12 protein-coding genes are annotated in these 13,140 nt (G+C 70.3%); 5 read left to right on the forward strand and 7 right to left on the reverse strand.

Annotated features, from left to right (window positions below; genetic code table 11):
* The first annotated feature begins 1 nt into the window (after nt 1).
* The gene (locus FA740_RS09005) at nt 2–580 is read left to right on the forward strand and encodes a methylenetetrahydrofolate reductase C-terminal domain-containing protein (protein WP_136856441.1); all 579 of its coding nucleotides are present in this window, start codon (nt 2–4) and stop codon (nt 578–580) included.
* The gene (locus tag FA740_RS09010; RefSeq protein ID WP_136856442.1) at nt 577–1,566 is read left to right on the forward strand and encodes a methylenetetrahydrofolate reductase; all 990 of its coding nucleotides are present in this window, start codon (nt 577–579) and stop codon (nt 1,564–1,566) included. Before FA740_RS09005 ends, FA740_RS09010 begins: the two co-directional genes overlap by 4 nt.
* Nucleotides 1,567–1,580: 14 nt before the next feature.
* Here the strand turns inward: FA740_RS09010 and FA740_RS09015 are convergent, their stop codons facing one another.
* From FA740_RS09015 to FA740_RS09045, 7 genes are all read right to left on the reverse strand, one after another.
* A complete protein-coding gene (locus FA740_RS09015) occupies nt 1,581–2,177 on the reverse strand; it encodes an SDR family oxidoreductase (RefSeq protein ID WP_136856443.1) in 597 nt (198 codons plus the stop codon).
* 73 nt (nt 2,178–2,250) lie between these two features.
* Complete coding sequence (locus FA740_RS09020) at nt 2,251–3,624, reverse strand: NAD-dependent succinate-semialdehyde dehydrogenase (protein ID WP_136856444.1); 1,374 nt, start codon at nt 3,622–3,624, stop codon at nt 2,251–2,253.
* Between the two features lie 344 nt (nt 3,625–3,968).
* Nucleotides 3,969–5,717: an acetyl/propionyl/methylcrotonyl-CoA carboxylase subunit alpha gene (locus FA740_RS09025; RefSeq protein ID WP_211243665.1), complete on the reverse strand. Its 1,749-nt coding sequence runs from the start codon at nt 5,715–5,717 to the stop codon at nt 3,969–3,971.
* Nucleotides 5,707–7,260: a 5-oxoprolinase subunit B/C family protein gene (locus FA740_RS09030; RefSeq protein WP_136856445.1), complete on the reverse strand. Its 1,554-nt coding sequence runs from the start codon at nt 7,258–7,260 to the stop codon at nt 5,707–5,709. The genes FA740_RS09025 and FA740_RS09030 overlap by 11 nt, the downstream gene beginning before the upstream one ends.
* Nucleotides 7,257–8,027 carry a putative hydro-lyase gene (locus tag FA740_RS09035; protein ID WP_136856446.1) on the reverse strand — a complete coding sequence of 257 codons (771 nt, stop codon included), beginning with the start codon at nt 8,025–8,027 and terminating at the stop codon, nt 7,257–7,259. Before FA740_RS09035 ends, FA740_RS09030 begins: the two co-directional genes overlap by 4 nt.
* Nucleotides 8,024–8,791: a LamB/YcsF family protein gene (locus FA740_RS09040; RefSeq protein ID WP_136856447.1), complete on the reverse strand. Its 768-nt coding sequence runs from the start codon at nt 8,789–8,791 to the stop codon at nt 8,024–8,026. Before FA740_RS09040 ends, FA740_RS09035 begins: the two co-directional genes overlap by 4 nt.
* A gap of 9 nt (nt 8,792–8,800) precedes the next feature.
* Complete coding sequence (locus FA740_RS09045; RefSeq protein WP_136856448.1) at nt 8,801–10,027, reverse strand: NRAMP family divalent metal transporter; 1,227 nt, start codon at nt 10,025–10,027, stop codon at nt 8,801–8,803.
* Between the two features lie 205 nt (nt 10,028–10,232).
* Between FA740_RS09045 and FA740_RS09050 the strand changes: the two genes are divergently transcribed.
* The 3 genes from FA740_RS09050 (at nt 10,233) to FA740_RS09060 (ending at nt 13,122) form a co-directional block, all read left to right on the forward strand.
* Nucleotides 10,233–10,901, forward strand: a complete 669-nt coding sequence (locus FA740_RS09050) for a GntR family transcriptional regulator (RefSeq protein WP_136856449.1) — start codon at nt 10,233–10,235, stop codon at nt 10,899–10,901.
* A 431-nt stretch (nt 10,902–11,332) separates the two neighbouring features.
* Entirely contained in the window at nt 11,333–12,127 is a 795-nt protein-coding gene (locus FA740_RS09055) for a bacteriorhodopsin-like (protein ID WP_136856450.1), read from the forward strand.
* Entirely contained in the window at nt 12,124–13,122 is a 999-nt protein-coding gene (locus FA740_RS09060; protein ID WP_136856451.1) for a Brp/Blh family beta-carotene 15,15'-dioxygenase, read from the forward strand. The genes FA740_RS09055 and FA740_RS09060 overlap by 4 nt, the downstream gene beginning before the upstream one ends.
* Nucleotides 13,123–13,140: the final 18 nt, after the last annotated feature.

Here is a 13,140-nt window from a genome sequence, read left to right on the forward strand (position 1 = left end):
GATGGAGCGCATCCGCACCTTCGCCGTGCGCCATGCCCGGGCCTTTGAATGGGTCTATGTCCGGTTCGAACGCGCGCTGGTGGCGATGGACCCGCTGTTCCGGCGCATCGGTTACGACCGGCTGGAACGCCCGGTCGCGGCGGTCGAAAAGCTGACCAAGGGCCTGCTGTTCGACTGTCGGATGTGCGGGCAGTGCGTGCTGTCGTCGACCGGCATGTCGTGCCCAATGAACTGCCCCAAGACCCTGCGCAACGGCCCCTGCGGCGGCGTGCGGCCCGGCGGGTTCTGCGAGGTCAAGCCGCAGATGCGCTGTGTCTGGGTCATGGCGTGGGAGGGGGCGGCCCGCATGCGCGGCGGCGGCCAGATCAGCGATGTCCAGCCGCCGGTGAACCGTGCCCTGGAGGGGTCGTCATCCTGGCTGCGGGTCGCGCGCGAAAAGGCCGCGATGCCCGGCGGGCCGACCGACGCGCCGCGCGACACCATCGCCCGCGCCTTTCCCCGCGCCCGCGCCCATGAGCCCGCCGCGGCCCCCCTGGCCCCCGAACCGCTCCGCGCCAGCGACCGGGGCGTCGGGCGATGACCGACGACGCCCCGCCCCCCGACTTTGCCCGCTGGCAGCCCAGCTATGACACGCCGCCACCCGGCCACGTCTCGGGCAGCCGGTTGGAGCGGGTGCTGCGCCAGGGCCATTTCGCCGTCACGGCCGAGCTGAACCCCCCCGACAGCGCCGACCCTGCCGACGTGTTCACCGCCGCACGCCCCCTGGCCGAGGTGGCCGACGCGATCAACGCGACCGACGCCTCGGGCGCGAACTGCCACATGTCGTCCATCGGAATCTCGGCCCTGTTGACGCGGGCGGGCTATGGGACCGTCTATCAGATCTCGTGCCGGGACCGGAACCGCATCGCCATTCAGGGGGACGTGCTGGGGGCGGCGGCGATGGGGGTGCGCAACGTGCTGTGCCTGACCGGCGACGGGGTGGGCGTGGGCGATCAGCCCGGCGCGCGGCCCGTGTTCGACCTGGACTCCATCTCTCTGCTGCGCACGATCCGCACGATGCGCGACGATGGCGTGTTCCTGTCGGGGCGCCGCATCACCAGCCCGCCGCGGATGTTTCTGGGCGCGGCAGAGAACCCCTGCATCGCGCCGCTGGACTGGCGCCCCGACCGCCTTGCGAAAAAGGTCGAGGCGGGGGCAGATTTCATCCAGACCAACTATATTTTCGACATCCCGGTGTTCGCGCGGTTCATGGCGCGGGTGCGCGACCTGGGCCTGGATCGGCGGGTGTTCATCCTGGCGGGGGTGGGGCCGCTGGCCTCGGGCAGGGCGGCGCGGTGGATGCGCAGCAACGTGCCGGGCATCCACATCCCGGATGCCGTGATCGACCGTCTGGACCGCGCCGCCGACCCCGGAGAGGAGGGCAAGCGCCTGTGCATCGAGCTGATCCAGCAGATCCGCCAGATCGCAGGCGTCAGCGGCGTGCATGTGATGGCCTATCGCCGCGAACACCTGGTCCGGGAGATCATCGCGCAATCCGGGGTCTGCCGGGATCGCGCGCGCGCCTGACCACCGCGCGGTGGTCAGGCCGACTGCATGTCCAGCGATTGCCCGTCGACCCGGCCCGTTGTCGCGGCCTCCGCCAGCAGGGCGGCCACATCGGCGCGGCTGGCCGAGGCCCGCCGGTCCACGGCGTCGCCCAGGATGACATCGGCACCGCGACCCGCATCGGTCAGCGCGACGGGGCGCAGGATGGCATAGGTCAGGCCTGCGCCGCGCAGATGGGCATCGGCGTCATGCTTGGCCTTGAGGTAATGCGCCAGATCGCCGGTCGGATCGGCCTGATCCGCCCCCACCGAACTGAGCATGACAAAGCGGGCGACGCCTGCCTCCCTTGCCCGGTCGATCAGGCGCATCGCGCCGTCGCGATCGACCTTGTCCGTCATGTCGGGGCCGGTCGCGCCGCCCGACCCGGCGGCAAAGATCACCGCATCGGCGCCGTCGCAGATGCCGGGCGGCAGGTCGGTCAGATCGCCGCGCCGCAGGGTCACCCCCTGCGGCAGGCGGGCGGTGTCCGAGGTCTCTCGCACCAGCGCCACGACGCGGTGTCCCTGATCCAGCAGCTCCCGCGTCAGCAGCAGGCCGGTCTTGCCGGTCGCGCCGGCGATGAGGATGGTCATGGGCATGGTCTGTCCTTTCCTTGGCTGCGCGGCCCGGGACTGACCCCGGGCGCGACGCGGTCGTAAGGGCGCGTCAGGGCAGGAAGATCGCCTTGATGTTGACGAATTCCTTCATCCCGAACCCGCCATGTTCGCGGCCATAGCCGGAATCCTTGACCCCACCGAAGGGCATGTTCGGATCGGCCGCCCCGAACGAGTTGATGCGGACCATGCCGGTGTCGAAATGATCGCGCGCCAGGCGCAGCGCGCGTTCTTCGTCCCGGCAGAAGATGCCGCCGCCCAGGCCATAGCGGCTGGCATTGGCGATGCGCATCGCGTCCTCGTCATCCTTGGCGCGGATGACGGCGGCGACGGGGCCAAAGATCTCGTCGTCATGGGCGGGCATGCCGGGTGCGACATCGGCCAGCACCGTGGCGGGGTAATAGGCGCCCGTGCGGTCCGGAACGGTGCCGCCGCACAGCACCGTGGCGCCCTTGGCAACGCTGTCGCGGACCTGGCCCGCCACGGTGTCGCGCTGATCGGTGCTGGACAGCGGGCCCAGCTGGGTGTCGTCCTGCGTCGGATCGCCCATGGCGATCTTTTCCATCGCCGCGACATAGGCCGGGACAAAGGCGTCATAGACCGCATCGGTGACGATGAACCGCTTGGCCGACACGCAGGTCTGCCCGTTATTGTACAGCCGCCCCATGACCGAGAATTTCACCGCCGTCTCGATATCGGCATCCGACAGGACCAGATAGGCGTCGTTGGACCCCAGCTCCAGCACGGTCTTTTTCAGAGCCTTGGCGGCGGTCGCGCCGACATGGCGTCCGGCCCCGTCGCTGCCCGTCATCGTGACGCCGCGCACCAGCGGATGGGCGATCAGGGCGTCGCTGGTGTCGTGGTCGATCAGGATGACCTGGAACAGGTCCTCGGGCAGGCCGGCCTCGATGCACAGCTCGCGCAGGCGCAGGCCGGTGCCGGTGCAGATGCTGGCATGTTTCAGCACGCAGGCATTGCCCGCCATCAGATTGTCGGCCAGCACGCGGACGGGCTGATACAGCGGGAAATTCCACGGCTGGATCGAATAGATCACCCCGATGGGCTGATAGGTGACAACGCCACGAGAGCCCTTGCCATGGGTGCGTTCCTCATCGGCCAGCAGGTCGGGGCCGGTGCTGGCGGCATGGTCGAACAGCGCCGCGCACAGCTCGACCTCGCGCAGGCCGTCCTTCAGCAGCTTGCCGGTCTCACGGGTCATCAGCGCGGCCAGATCATCGGCGTTGTCGCGCAGGGTCTGGGCGATTTTAGTCAGATAGGGGGCGCGGTCGGCATGGGGGACGCTGCGCCACTGCAGAAAGGCGGCATGCGCGGCCTCCAGCTTGGCGGTGGCCTGCGCCTCGGACATCATCGGATAGGTCTCGACGGTCTCGCCGGTCGCGGGATTGGTGGTGGTGATCGTGGACATGACGTCTCCTTTGTTCGCGGGGGCAACCGGCGGGGCTGCGTCCGGTTCCATCCTCCGCAGGGTCACATCGCGTCGCACCCGGCCTGCGGAGGGCGTATCTCCACTTTGGAAACCGAGCGTTGACGGTGCCGCCCTGTCCACGGCGGCGGGCCTTTCGGCGCGGACAAGGGCGGGGGACCTGCAGTCCGTGGCATGCAGACCAGGGTGGCCGGGTCACCGCCTGGCATGGGCCGGAAAGCAGACCCCGCCCGCCCCGGGTCATCAACCAGAGCGGGGGTCCGTTCGCGGGCAGACCGTCAGTGACCCCCCTTTGGGGTGGGCAGCCGCCCCGAAGGGGGGGTCACTCAGCGCGTGATGCGGCAGAGGGGCGCGCCGTGGGCCAGGGTCGCGCCTTCGGGCGCGATGCGGGTCAGGGTGCCGGCATGGGGGGCCTCGATGCGCGTCTCCATCTTCATCGCCTCGATCACGGCGACGACCTGGCCCGCCTCGACCTGCGCGCCGTCCTCGGCCTGCCACAGCGACAGCGTGCCCGCGACGGGGGCGGTGACGGCATCGGCATCGACGGCTGCCTCCTCGGGCGCGGGCGCCGCAGGAATGCCCGCCGCCAGCAGGCCCTGGGGCAGGGCCAGATCATGGCGCCTGCCGTCGATCTCGATCGACAGGCGCAGCATCGGCTGGTCGGGGGCGGGCGTCACGCGGCCTGCGGGCTGGACGGCGGCGGCCAGGCGATCGGCGAAATCGGTTTCGATCCAGCGGGTATGGACGGCGAACGCGTCGGTGAACTCCGGCGCCTCCAGCACCGCGCGGTGGAACGGCAGGACGGATGCCACGCCCTCGATCCGGAACTCGCGCAGCGCGCGGCGGGCACGGGCGATGGCTGTCGCGCGGTCGGGGCCGGTCACGATCAGCTTGGCCATCATCGAATCGAACTGACCCGCGACCTGGCCGCCCTGCTCGACGCCGCTGTCCAGGCGGATGCCGATCCCGCCGGGCGCCGACCACAGCGTGATCGGGCCGGGGGTCGGCAGAAAGCCCCGGCCCGGATCCTCGGCATTGATGCGGAACTCGATCGCGTGGCCAGTGGGTTCCGGCACGCTGTCGTCGATCAATTGCGCGCCCTGCGCCACGCGGATCATCGCGCGGACGATGTCGATGCCGCTCGTCTCCTCGGTCACGGGGTGTTCGACCTGCAGGCGGGTGTTCACCTCAAGGAAACTGATGGTGCCATTGGCGGACAGCAGGAATTCGACCGTGCCCGCGCCGCTATAGCCCGCATGGGCGCAGATCGCGCGGGCGCTGTCATGGATGCGGGCGCGCTGGTCGTCGGAGAGGAATGGCGCGGGGGCCTCCTCGACCAGCTTCTGGTTGCGGCGCTGCAGCGAACAGTCGCGGGTGCCCAGCACCTTGACCGTGCCGTGGCGGTCGGCCAGCACCTGCGCCTCGATATGGCGGGGGCGGTCCAGGAACTGTTCGACATAGCATTCGCCGCGGCCAAAGGCGTTGACCGCCTCGCGCGTGGCGGCGTCGAACAACTCCTCGACCTCGTCCAGATCGCGGGCCACGCGCATGCCCCGCCCGCCGCCGCCAAAGGCCGCCTTGATGGCCAGCGGAAGGCCGTGTTCACGGGCAAAGGCCAGCGCCTCGGCACCGCTGGCGATGGGGCCGGGGCTGCCCGCGACCAGCGGCGCGCCGACGGCCTGCGCAATCTCTCGCGCGCGGATCTTGTCGCCAAGCGCGTCGATCACGTCGGGGTCGGGGCCGATCCAGAGGATGCCCGCCGCCTGCACCGCACGGGCGAAATCGGCATTCTCCGACAGGAACCCATATCCGGGGTGGATCGCGTCGACCTGCGCGCGGGCGGCGATGGCCAGAACCTTGGCGGCGTCCAGATAGGTGTCGGCGGGGCGGTGGCCCTCCAGCGCCCAGGCCTGATCGGCGGCGCGGACAAAGGGCGCATCGCGGTCGGGATCGGCATAGATCGCCACCGATTCGATGCCCTCGTCGGCGCAGGCGCGGATGACGCGCAGGGCGATCTCTCCGCGGTTGGCGATCAGGATGCGGCGGATGGGGGTCAGGGGCGTGTCACGAAACATCAGGGGCCTCCGGGTCGATGAGGGCAAAAGGGGCGTCGGCGGCAAAGCGGATGCGCGTGCCGGGCGGCAGCTGCCCCGCCAGGTCCAGCGCCGAGGGGTGCAGCGTCGCGATGACCGGATAACCGCCGGTCAGGGGGTGGTCGGCCAAAAACAGCACCGGCTGGCCGGAATGGGGCACCTGAATGGCGCCGGTCGCGGTGCCCTCGCTTGGCAGTTCGCGGGCGTCGTCGCGGGTCAGCGCCTCGCCCGACAGGCGGATGCCCACGCGCGACGATTGCGGCGTGACGGCCCACTCCTGGCCCAGGAACCGCGCCACGGTGGCTGCGTCGAACCAGTCGGTGCGGGGACCCAGGGTCACGGGCAGGGTCACGATCTCTCCGGCCTGCGGCAGGTCCGGGCCGGGGCCAGGGTCGGTCACCGCCCCCACCGCGCAGCCCGCCGGGGCCAGCGCATCGCCCGCCGTCAGGGGCGCGGGGCCGATCTGCGCCAGCGTGTCGGTCGCGCAGGAGCCCAGCACGGGGGCCACGTCGAATCCCCCGCGCATCGCCAGATAGCTGCGCATGCCGCGGGCGGGCGGGTCGATCACGACCTCGTCGCCCGCGTCCAGCGCGAAGGCACCCGATTGGGCCAGGCCGCCCACGCGGGCGGTGGCGGCGCCGGTCAGGGCCAGGGTCATCGCCACCTCCGCCCGCAGGCGGACGGGGCCAAGCGTGATCTCCAGCGCGGCGACGCCTGCGGGGTTGCCCACCGCACGGTTCGCGCGCCGCAGCGCGGCCAGATCGAGGGCACCGGATGCGCTGACCCCCTGGCCCGCCTGGCCGATGCGCCCGGCATCCTGCACCAAGATCGGAAAGGCGGTCTGGGTCACGCGTAGGCCAGTCACCGGCGCGGGGTCCGGGATCGCCACCGCATGCACATGCGCGTGGCCTGTCACGAACCGCGCCCTGACGCCGGGGCGCAGCAGCGCGGGCACGTCGCGGGTCAGGTCGAACATCGGCACCTCGGTCCGGCCGATCAGCTGCCAGCCGCCGGGGCTGGCCTGCGGATAGATGCCGCAGAACCGCCCCGCCAGCGCGACCGACCCCGCCGGGATCTTCGTGCGCGGTGCGGACCGGCGCGGCAGGTCGAACCGCGCATCCGCGCAGGTCATATAGGCGAAACCGGGAGCAAAGCCGCAGAACGCCACCTGCCAGGTCGCGGCCTGATGGGTGGCGATGACCTCATCCGTGGTCAGGCCCATCAGGGTCGCGACCTCGGCGAGATCCTCGCCGTCATAGGTCACGGGGATCTCGACCGTCTCGGTTGCCCGCGTCGCAGGCATGGTGCCGGGCGTGGGCTGGCGGGCCAGCACGGCGCGGGCCAGGGCGGCATCGGCGGCCATGCCGGGACCCGTGGTGACCATCAGCGTGCGGGCGGCGGGCACGATCTCGGCCACGCCCGCGACCGGATCGGCCGCCAGCGCGTCAAACAGCGCCAGCGTCGCGTCCAGATCGGCCAGCTCGACCAGAAAGGCGCGCGGCCCGATGGGCAGGACGCGCGTCATGCCTGCCACCGGGTTTCCGGCACGTCGGTGACGAACATGTGCCCCGGTGCATGGGTGATGGCGAAAGGCGGCTTGGACGCCATGACCGCTGCCTGAGGCGTCACCCCGCAGGCCCAGAAGACCGGCACCTGACCCGGACCCACCGGCACCGGGTCGCCGAAATCGGGCTTTTGCAGGTCGGCGATGCCCAAGGCCTCGGGCAGGCCCACATGCACCGGCGCGCCGTGGACGGCGGGGGTGCGGCCCGAAATCATCGCGGCCTCGGCCACCCGGTCGGCCGGAATGGGGCGCATCGACACGACCAGCCGCCCCGACATCCGCCCCGCCGGGCGACAGTCGCGGTCGGTCAGAAACATCGGCACGTTGCAGCCTTGGTCGACATGTGCGACCGGGATACCCGCCGCCATCAGCGCGCCCTCGAAGGTGAAGGAACAGCCGATCAGAAAGGTCACCAGATCGGGATGTTCGGCCCAATGGGATGTGGCGTCGGTCACCTCCTCGGTCAGCACGCCGTCGCGCCAGATGCGATAGAGGGGGATGTCGGTGCGCAGGTCGGCATCGGGTGCCATGACCGTGCGATGGCTGCCCGGGTCGGTCACGTCCAGCACCGGGCAGGGTTTCGGGTTCCTCTGCGCAAACAGCAGGAAATCCCACGCCCAATCGCGGGGCAGCGTGATCATGTTGCACTGGGTAAACCCCGGTGCCTGACCCGAGGTCGGGCGGGCCGGACCCTGGCGCGCGGCCAGCCGCGCCTGCGCCGGGGTCATGCGCCACCCCCGGCGAAAGGCGCCACGGTGACACCGCCCGCGATCAACGCATCGCGGACCCGTGCGGCGATGGCCACCGCGCCGGGGCTGTCGCCATGCACGCAGATGCTGTCGGCCTCCAGGCGCAGGATGCTGCCATCCTCGGCCTCCAGCACGCCCTCGGTCGCCAGACGCAGCATGCGGGCCGCGATCAGGTCCGCGTCATGCAGGACCGCACCCGGCTGCTTGCGCGACACAAGCGCGCCCGCGACGGTATAGGCGCGGTCGGCGAAGGCCTCGGCCACCACCGACAGGCCCGCGGCGCGCGCGCGGTCCAGCACGGGCGCCCCCGCCAGACCCATCAGCACCAGCGACGGGTCGACCGCCTTGACGCCCGCGATGACCGCATCGGCCTGGCGCGCGTCATCCGCGATGGTGTTGTACAGCGCGCCATGCGGTTTCACATAAGTGACCCGCGTGCCCGCCGCCCGCGCCAGACCCTGCACCGCGCCGATCTGATAGATCACGTCGGCGGTCAGGTCGTCCGGCGCCACGTCCATGCTGCGCCGCCCGAAGCCCACGCGGTCGGGATAGCTGACATGCGCCCCGACCGCGACGCCCCGCGCCGCCGCCTGTCGCAGCACGGCCAGCAGCCCCGCCGGGTCGCCCGCGTGAAAGCCGCAGGCGATGTTGGCGGAACTGACGATGTCCAGCATCGCGGCGTCGTCCCCCATGGGCCAGGGGCCGTAGCCCTCGCCCAGGTCGCTGTTCAGGTCGATTGGCATGGATCCTCCTTACACGCCCAGAAAGGCGAAGATCGTGGTGACCGACCGCGCGCCCATGTACCAGGTCAGCGCGCAGACGATGGCCCCAAGCGCCAGCAGCACCCGGTTGTAGCGGTGCCCACCCATCAGGTCGGACCGCGCATAGCCGATATAGGTAAAGATCGTCAGGCCGATGGGCAGGATCAACCCGTTGAAGCCGCCGACGAACACCAGGATCGCCGCCGGGGCCGTCCCAAGCGCCAGATACACCGCCAGCGAAAAGGCGATGAAACCCACCGTGGCCTTGGACCGGGCCGCGTCGCTGCGCACCCCCACCACGTCCAGAAAGCTGACCGAGGTATAGGCCGCCCCGATGACCGAGGTCAGCGCCGCCGCCCACAGGACCACGCCGAAGACGCGCATCCCCCAATCGCCCGCCGCCGCCTGAAAGGCCTGCGCCGCCGGGTTCGCCGCCTGCGACGACAGATCCAGCGTCACGCCCGATGCGACGACGCCCAGGATCGCCAGGAACAGCACAAAGCGCATGACGCCCGTGACCGCGATCCCGGTCAGCGCCGCGCGGGTGACGGCGGTCAGGTTGTGCGGGCCGGTCAGGCCCTTGTCCAGCAACCGGTGCGCGCCGGAATAGGTGATGTATCCGCCGACCGTGCCGCCCACGATGGTGGTGATGGTGGCGAAGTCGATGGTGTCGGGCCAGATCGTCTGGCGCAGCGCCTCGCCCACCGGGGGGTTCGACTGCACCGCCACGAACAGCACCAGCAGGATCATCACGATGCCCAGCCCGATGATCGCCCGGTCCAGCAGCAGCCCGGCCTGCCGCGACAGGAAGATCGCGATGGCCAGCACCGCGGTGATCGCGCCGCCGATCTTGGGGTCCAGGCCCAGCATGGCGTTTAGGCCCAACCCGCCGCCCGCGATGTTGCCCACGTTGAAGGCCAGCCCGCCGATCACCACCAGCGCCGTCAGCAGATAGCCCGCGCCGGGAATGGCCGCGTTCGCGGTCTCCGACGCGCGCTTGCCGGTCAGGGCGGTGATGCGCCAGATGTTCAGCTGGACCACGAAATCGATCAGGATCGAGGCCAGGATCGCAAAGGCAAAGGCCGATCCCATCCGCGCGGTAAAGGTCGCGGTCTGGGTGATGAAGCCCGGCCCGATGGCCGATGTCGCCATCAGGAAGATCGCCGCCAGAAGGCCTCCGCGAAGGCTGGCGGCCGCAACGCTGCGGTCGGTGGTCATGGATGTTTCCCCGTGTCGAACTGTTGTTGATTGTCACCAGCCTGCCACGATTCCGTGATCCGTCAACGATTATCTGACATTCGTGACGGTTTTGTTGAACAATCGGGAATGACCTGCGCGGCAATCTGCCCGGAATCAAGGCAACAGCCTGCTTGCCCTGCCTCTGCCCTGCCGCCATGATCGACCCTGCATCACAGGACGACCCATGACCGATCCGAATCCCGCCAGCCTGGCTGAAGAGACCGCCGCCCGCCTTCGCGCGCAGGTGATCGCGGGGCATCTGCGCCCCGGCCAGCGCCTGTCCGAGACGCGCCTGGCGGCCGATCTGTCGGTGTCGCGCAACACGCTGCGCGAGGTGTTCCGCCTGCTGACGCGCGAGGGGTTGCTGACGCACGCGCCCAATCGCGGCGTTTCGGTGGCGGTGCCGTCGATGGCGGGAGTGCTGGACATCTATCGCGTGCGCCGCCTGATCGAGGTTCCGGCCCTGGCCCAGGCCTGGCCCCGCCACGCAGCGGCCCTGCGCATGGCCGAATGCGTGGCTCAGGCCCGCGCGGCGCGCGAGGCGGGCGACTGGCGCGGCGTGGGCAGCGCCAACATGGGCTTTCACGCGGCCATCGTCGCGCTGACCGACAGCCCGCGCCTGACGGCATTCTTCGCGCAGGCGATGGCGGAACTGCGCCTGGCCTTTGGCCTGCTGGACAGCCCCGAACAGCTGCACGCGCCGTTCCTGCAGGAGAACGGTGCGATCCTGGAGTTGCTGGTGGCGGGGGACACGGCGGCGGCAGCGGCGCGTCTGGCCGATTACCTGGACCGGTCGGAACGGGTCGTGATGTCGGCCTTTGCCCGGCTGGAGAACGGCGTCACGCCGGGCTAGGGCGCGGGGCCCCGCCACCGTCGATGCCCCATCCCGGCGGTGTCGGAACGGCCCGCGCCGCACCTGCAGGGGCGCAAAGGACACTATGCCACAGGGACCGCGACAGGGGCTGTGTCGCAGCTGCGCGCGGTTCGTGATGCTACGCATCGTCACAGCGCGGCCCGTCATGCAAGTCGCCTGATTCGGGTCACAAACCGGTGTGAATGCCGTGAAATCACGCGTCGCGCGCGCCGTGCCGCATGCGGCACGCGGCCCTGCGCAGGGCCGGTTTCACCCGCGCGTTCAGCCCCAGGATGCGGCATGCGCGCGCAGTCACCCTGCGGCAAGTTATCATTTGTTTCACGGCCCTGATCGGCAGCAACTGAAGGGCGCACGGTCGGGCCCGTCGCCATCGCGCCGCGCCCGCCTGCCCCAATCGGAGGAACAACGTGATGGAAGCTGTCGCTGTCGAAACGGTACCCGAGGCCATGAGCGCCTTTCAGTACCTGCTGGTCTACAACTCGATCTCGTTCACATTCGCGGCCATGGCCGCGGCCACGATCTTTCTGTGGTTCGGGCGGTCCGAAGTCGCCCCCGCCTATCGCACCGCCCTGGTCATCTCGGGGTTGGTGACGGCCATCGCGGCCTATCACTATTTCCGCATCTTCCAGAGCTGGGAGGCCGCCTTCCTGTTCGAGAACGGCACCGTCTCGGCCACCGGATACGCCTTCAACGACGCCTATCGCTATGTCGACTGGCTGCTGACGGTGCCGCTGCTGCTGATCGAGCTGGTGCTGGTCATGCGCCTGTCGCGTGACGAGACGATCAGCAAGGCCACCAGGTTGGGCGTCGCCGCCGCGCTGATGGTCATCCTGGGCTATCCCGGCGAGATCGCGGAGAGCAACGGCACCCGCGCGCTGTGGGGTTTCCTGTCCACGATCCCCTTCGCCTATATCGTCTATGAGCTGTTCAGCGGCCTGGGTCGCGCCATCGAAACGCAGCCGCCGCAGGTGCGGTCGCTGATCAAGCAGGCGCGGCTGCTGACCTTTGCGTCCTGGGGCTTTTACCCCATCGTCTACATGGCGCCCTTTGTCGGGCTGGAGGGGCCGACGGCCAACACCGTCATCCAGATCGGCTATACCGTCGCCGACCTGGTGGCCAAGGTCGGCCTGGGCATCCTGATCTACATCATCGCGGTCCGCAAATCGGGGATCGAGATGGACCAAGCCCAGACCGCCAAGGCATGACCCGCCCGTCCGGGACAGGCGCATCGCGCATCGATCTGCCCGGCGCCCATCCCGGAGGGGCCGCCCTGACGGTCTTCTGGACCGCCATCCCGTTGCTGATGGCGGCCAGGGCCCTGGGCCTGGACCTCGAGGGGCAGCTGGGCACGCTGGCCGCCACGGCCATCGTGCTGGGAGGGGGGCTGCCGCATGGGGCCTATGACATCAGCCTTCTGGGGCGGGTGTCGCGGGGCAGGCGGGTGCGGCTGGTGGCCGCGACCGCCATCTATATCGCCATCGTGGTCGCCATGGTCCTGGCCTGGCGGCTGTGGCCGGGGGCCACGCTGGTGTTCTTCCTGATCGCCGCCGCCTATCACTTCGGTGAGGACTGGGAGGGGATCGACGACCCGCTGCTGCGTCTGATCTGCGGTGCCTCGGTGGCGGCGGCGCCCGCGCTGGCGCATCCCGACCAGGTGGCGGCGATCTTTTCCGACATGACGGCGGGGCAGGGCGGTACGGCGGTCGCGACCGGGTTGTTCCTGGTCGCGCCGGTGGTGCTGGTGGTCACCGCCGTCTGCTGCCTGATCGTCTGGCAGCAGGGGGGCCGCATGACCGCGCTGGCCATGGCGGGGGCCCTGGGGGCGCTGCTGCTGTTTCCGCCGGTGATCGGCTTTGCGCTGTATTTCGTCTGCCTGCATTCGCCGCGCCATCTGGCCAGCGCGCAGCTGAGGCTGGGCGACCTGCCCTGGCGCTGGCGGGCCGCGATGGCGATCGCCCTGCCGGTCGCGGCGGCGGCGCTCTGGCTGGCGGCCACGCGCGTCACGGGCGGCGCGATCACCCCCGACGTGACCGCACAGGCGTTCCAGTTGCTGGCGGCGCTGACCATCCCGCATCTGGTCGTCTCGTCCTATCTGGAGCGGCAGGGGTTCGGACCGGCGGCGCGAGAGGCGCCCCGCGAACCCGCCGTTGTCACGGACATGTCACCGGCGGGTCAGGGGACCGTCACGCAAGATCGTTAACCGGGGCCTCAGCAACCC

Source organism: Paracoccus hibiscisoli, assembly GCF_005048265.1.
Lineage (GTDB): Bacteria > Pseudomonadota > Alphaproteobacteria > Rhodobacterales > Rhodobacteraceae > Paracoccus > Paracoccus hibiscisoli.

What these genes read in the sequence shown, in the direction of transcription:
- FA740_RS09045 (WP_136856448.1), bottom strand. Translation starts at nt 10,027, where the DNA reads ATGACCACCGACCGCAGCGTTGCGGCCGCCAGCCTTCGCGGAGGCCTT.
- FA740_RS09030 (WP_136856445.1), bottom strand. Translation starts at nt 7,260, where the DNA reads ATGACGCGCGTCCTGCCCATCGGGCCGCGCGCCTTTCTGGTCGAGCTG.
- FA740_RS09025 (WP_211243665.1), bottom strand. Translation starts at nt 5,717, where the DNA reads ATGTTTCGTGACACGCCCCTGACCCCCATCCGCCGCATCCTGATCGCC.
- FA740_RS09060 (WP_136856451.1), top strand. Translation starts at nt 12,124, where the DNA reads ATGACCCGCCCGTCCGGGACAGGCGCATCGCGCATCGATCTGCCCGGC.
- FA740_RS09015 (WP_136856443.1), bottom strand. Translation starts at nt 2,177, where the DNA reads ATGACCATCCTCATCGCCGGCGCGACCGGCAAGACCGGCCTGCTGCTG.
- FA740_RS09040 (WP_136856447.1), bottom strand. Translation starts at nt 8,791, where the DNA reads ATGCCAATCGACCTGAACAGCGACCTGGGCGAGGGCTACGGCCCCTGG.
- FA740_RS09050 (WP_136856449.1), top strand. Translation starts at nt 10,233, where the DNA reads ATGACCGATCCGAATCCCGCCAGCCTGGCTGAAGAGACCGCCGCCCGC.
- FA740_RS09005 (WP_136856441.1), top strand. Translation starts at nt 2, where the DNA reads ATGGAGCGCATCCGCACCTTCGCCGTGCGCCATGCCCGGGCCTTTGAA.
- FA740_RS09020 (WP_136856444.1), bottom strand. Translation starts at nt 3,624, where the DNA reads ATGTCCACGATCACCACCACCAATCCCGCGACCGGCGAGACCGTCGAG.
- FA740_RS09010 (WP_136856442.1), top strand. Translation starts at nt 577, where the DNA reads ATGACCGACGACGCCCCGCCCCCCGACTTTGCCCGCTGGCAGCCCAGC.
- FA740_RS09035 (WP_136856446.1), bottom strand. Translation starts at nt 8,027, where the DNA reads ATGACCCCGGCGCAGGCGCGGCTGGCCGCGCGCCAGGGTCCGGCCCGC.
- FA740_RS09055 (WP_136856450.1), top strand. Translation starts at nt 11,333, where the DNA reads ATGGAAGCTGTCGCTGTCGAAACGGTACCCGAGGCCATGAGCGCCTTT.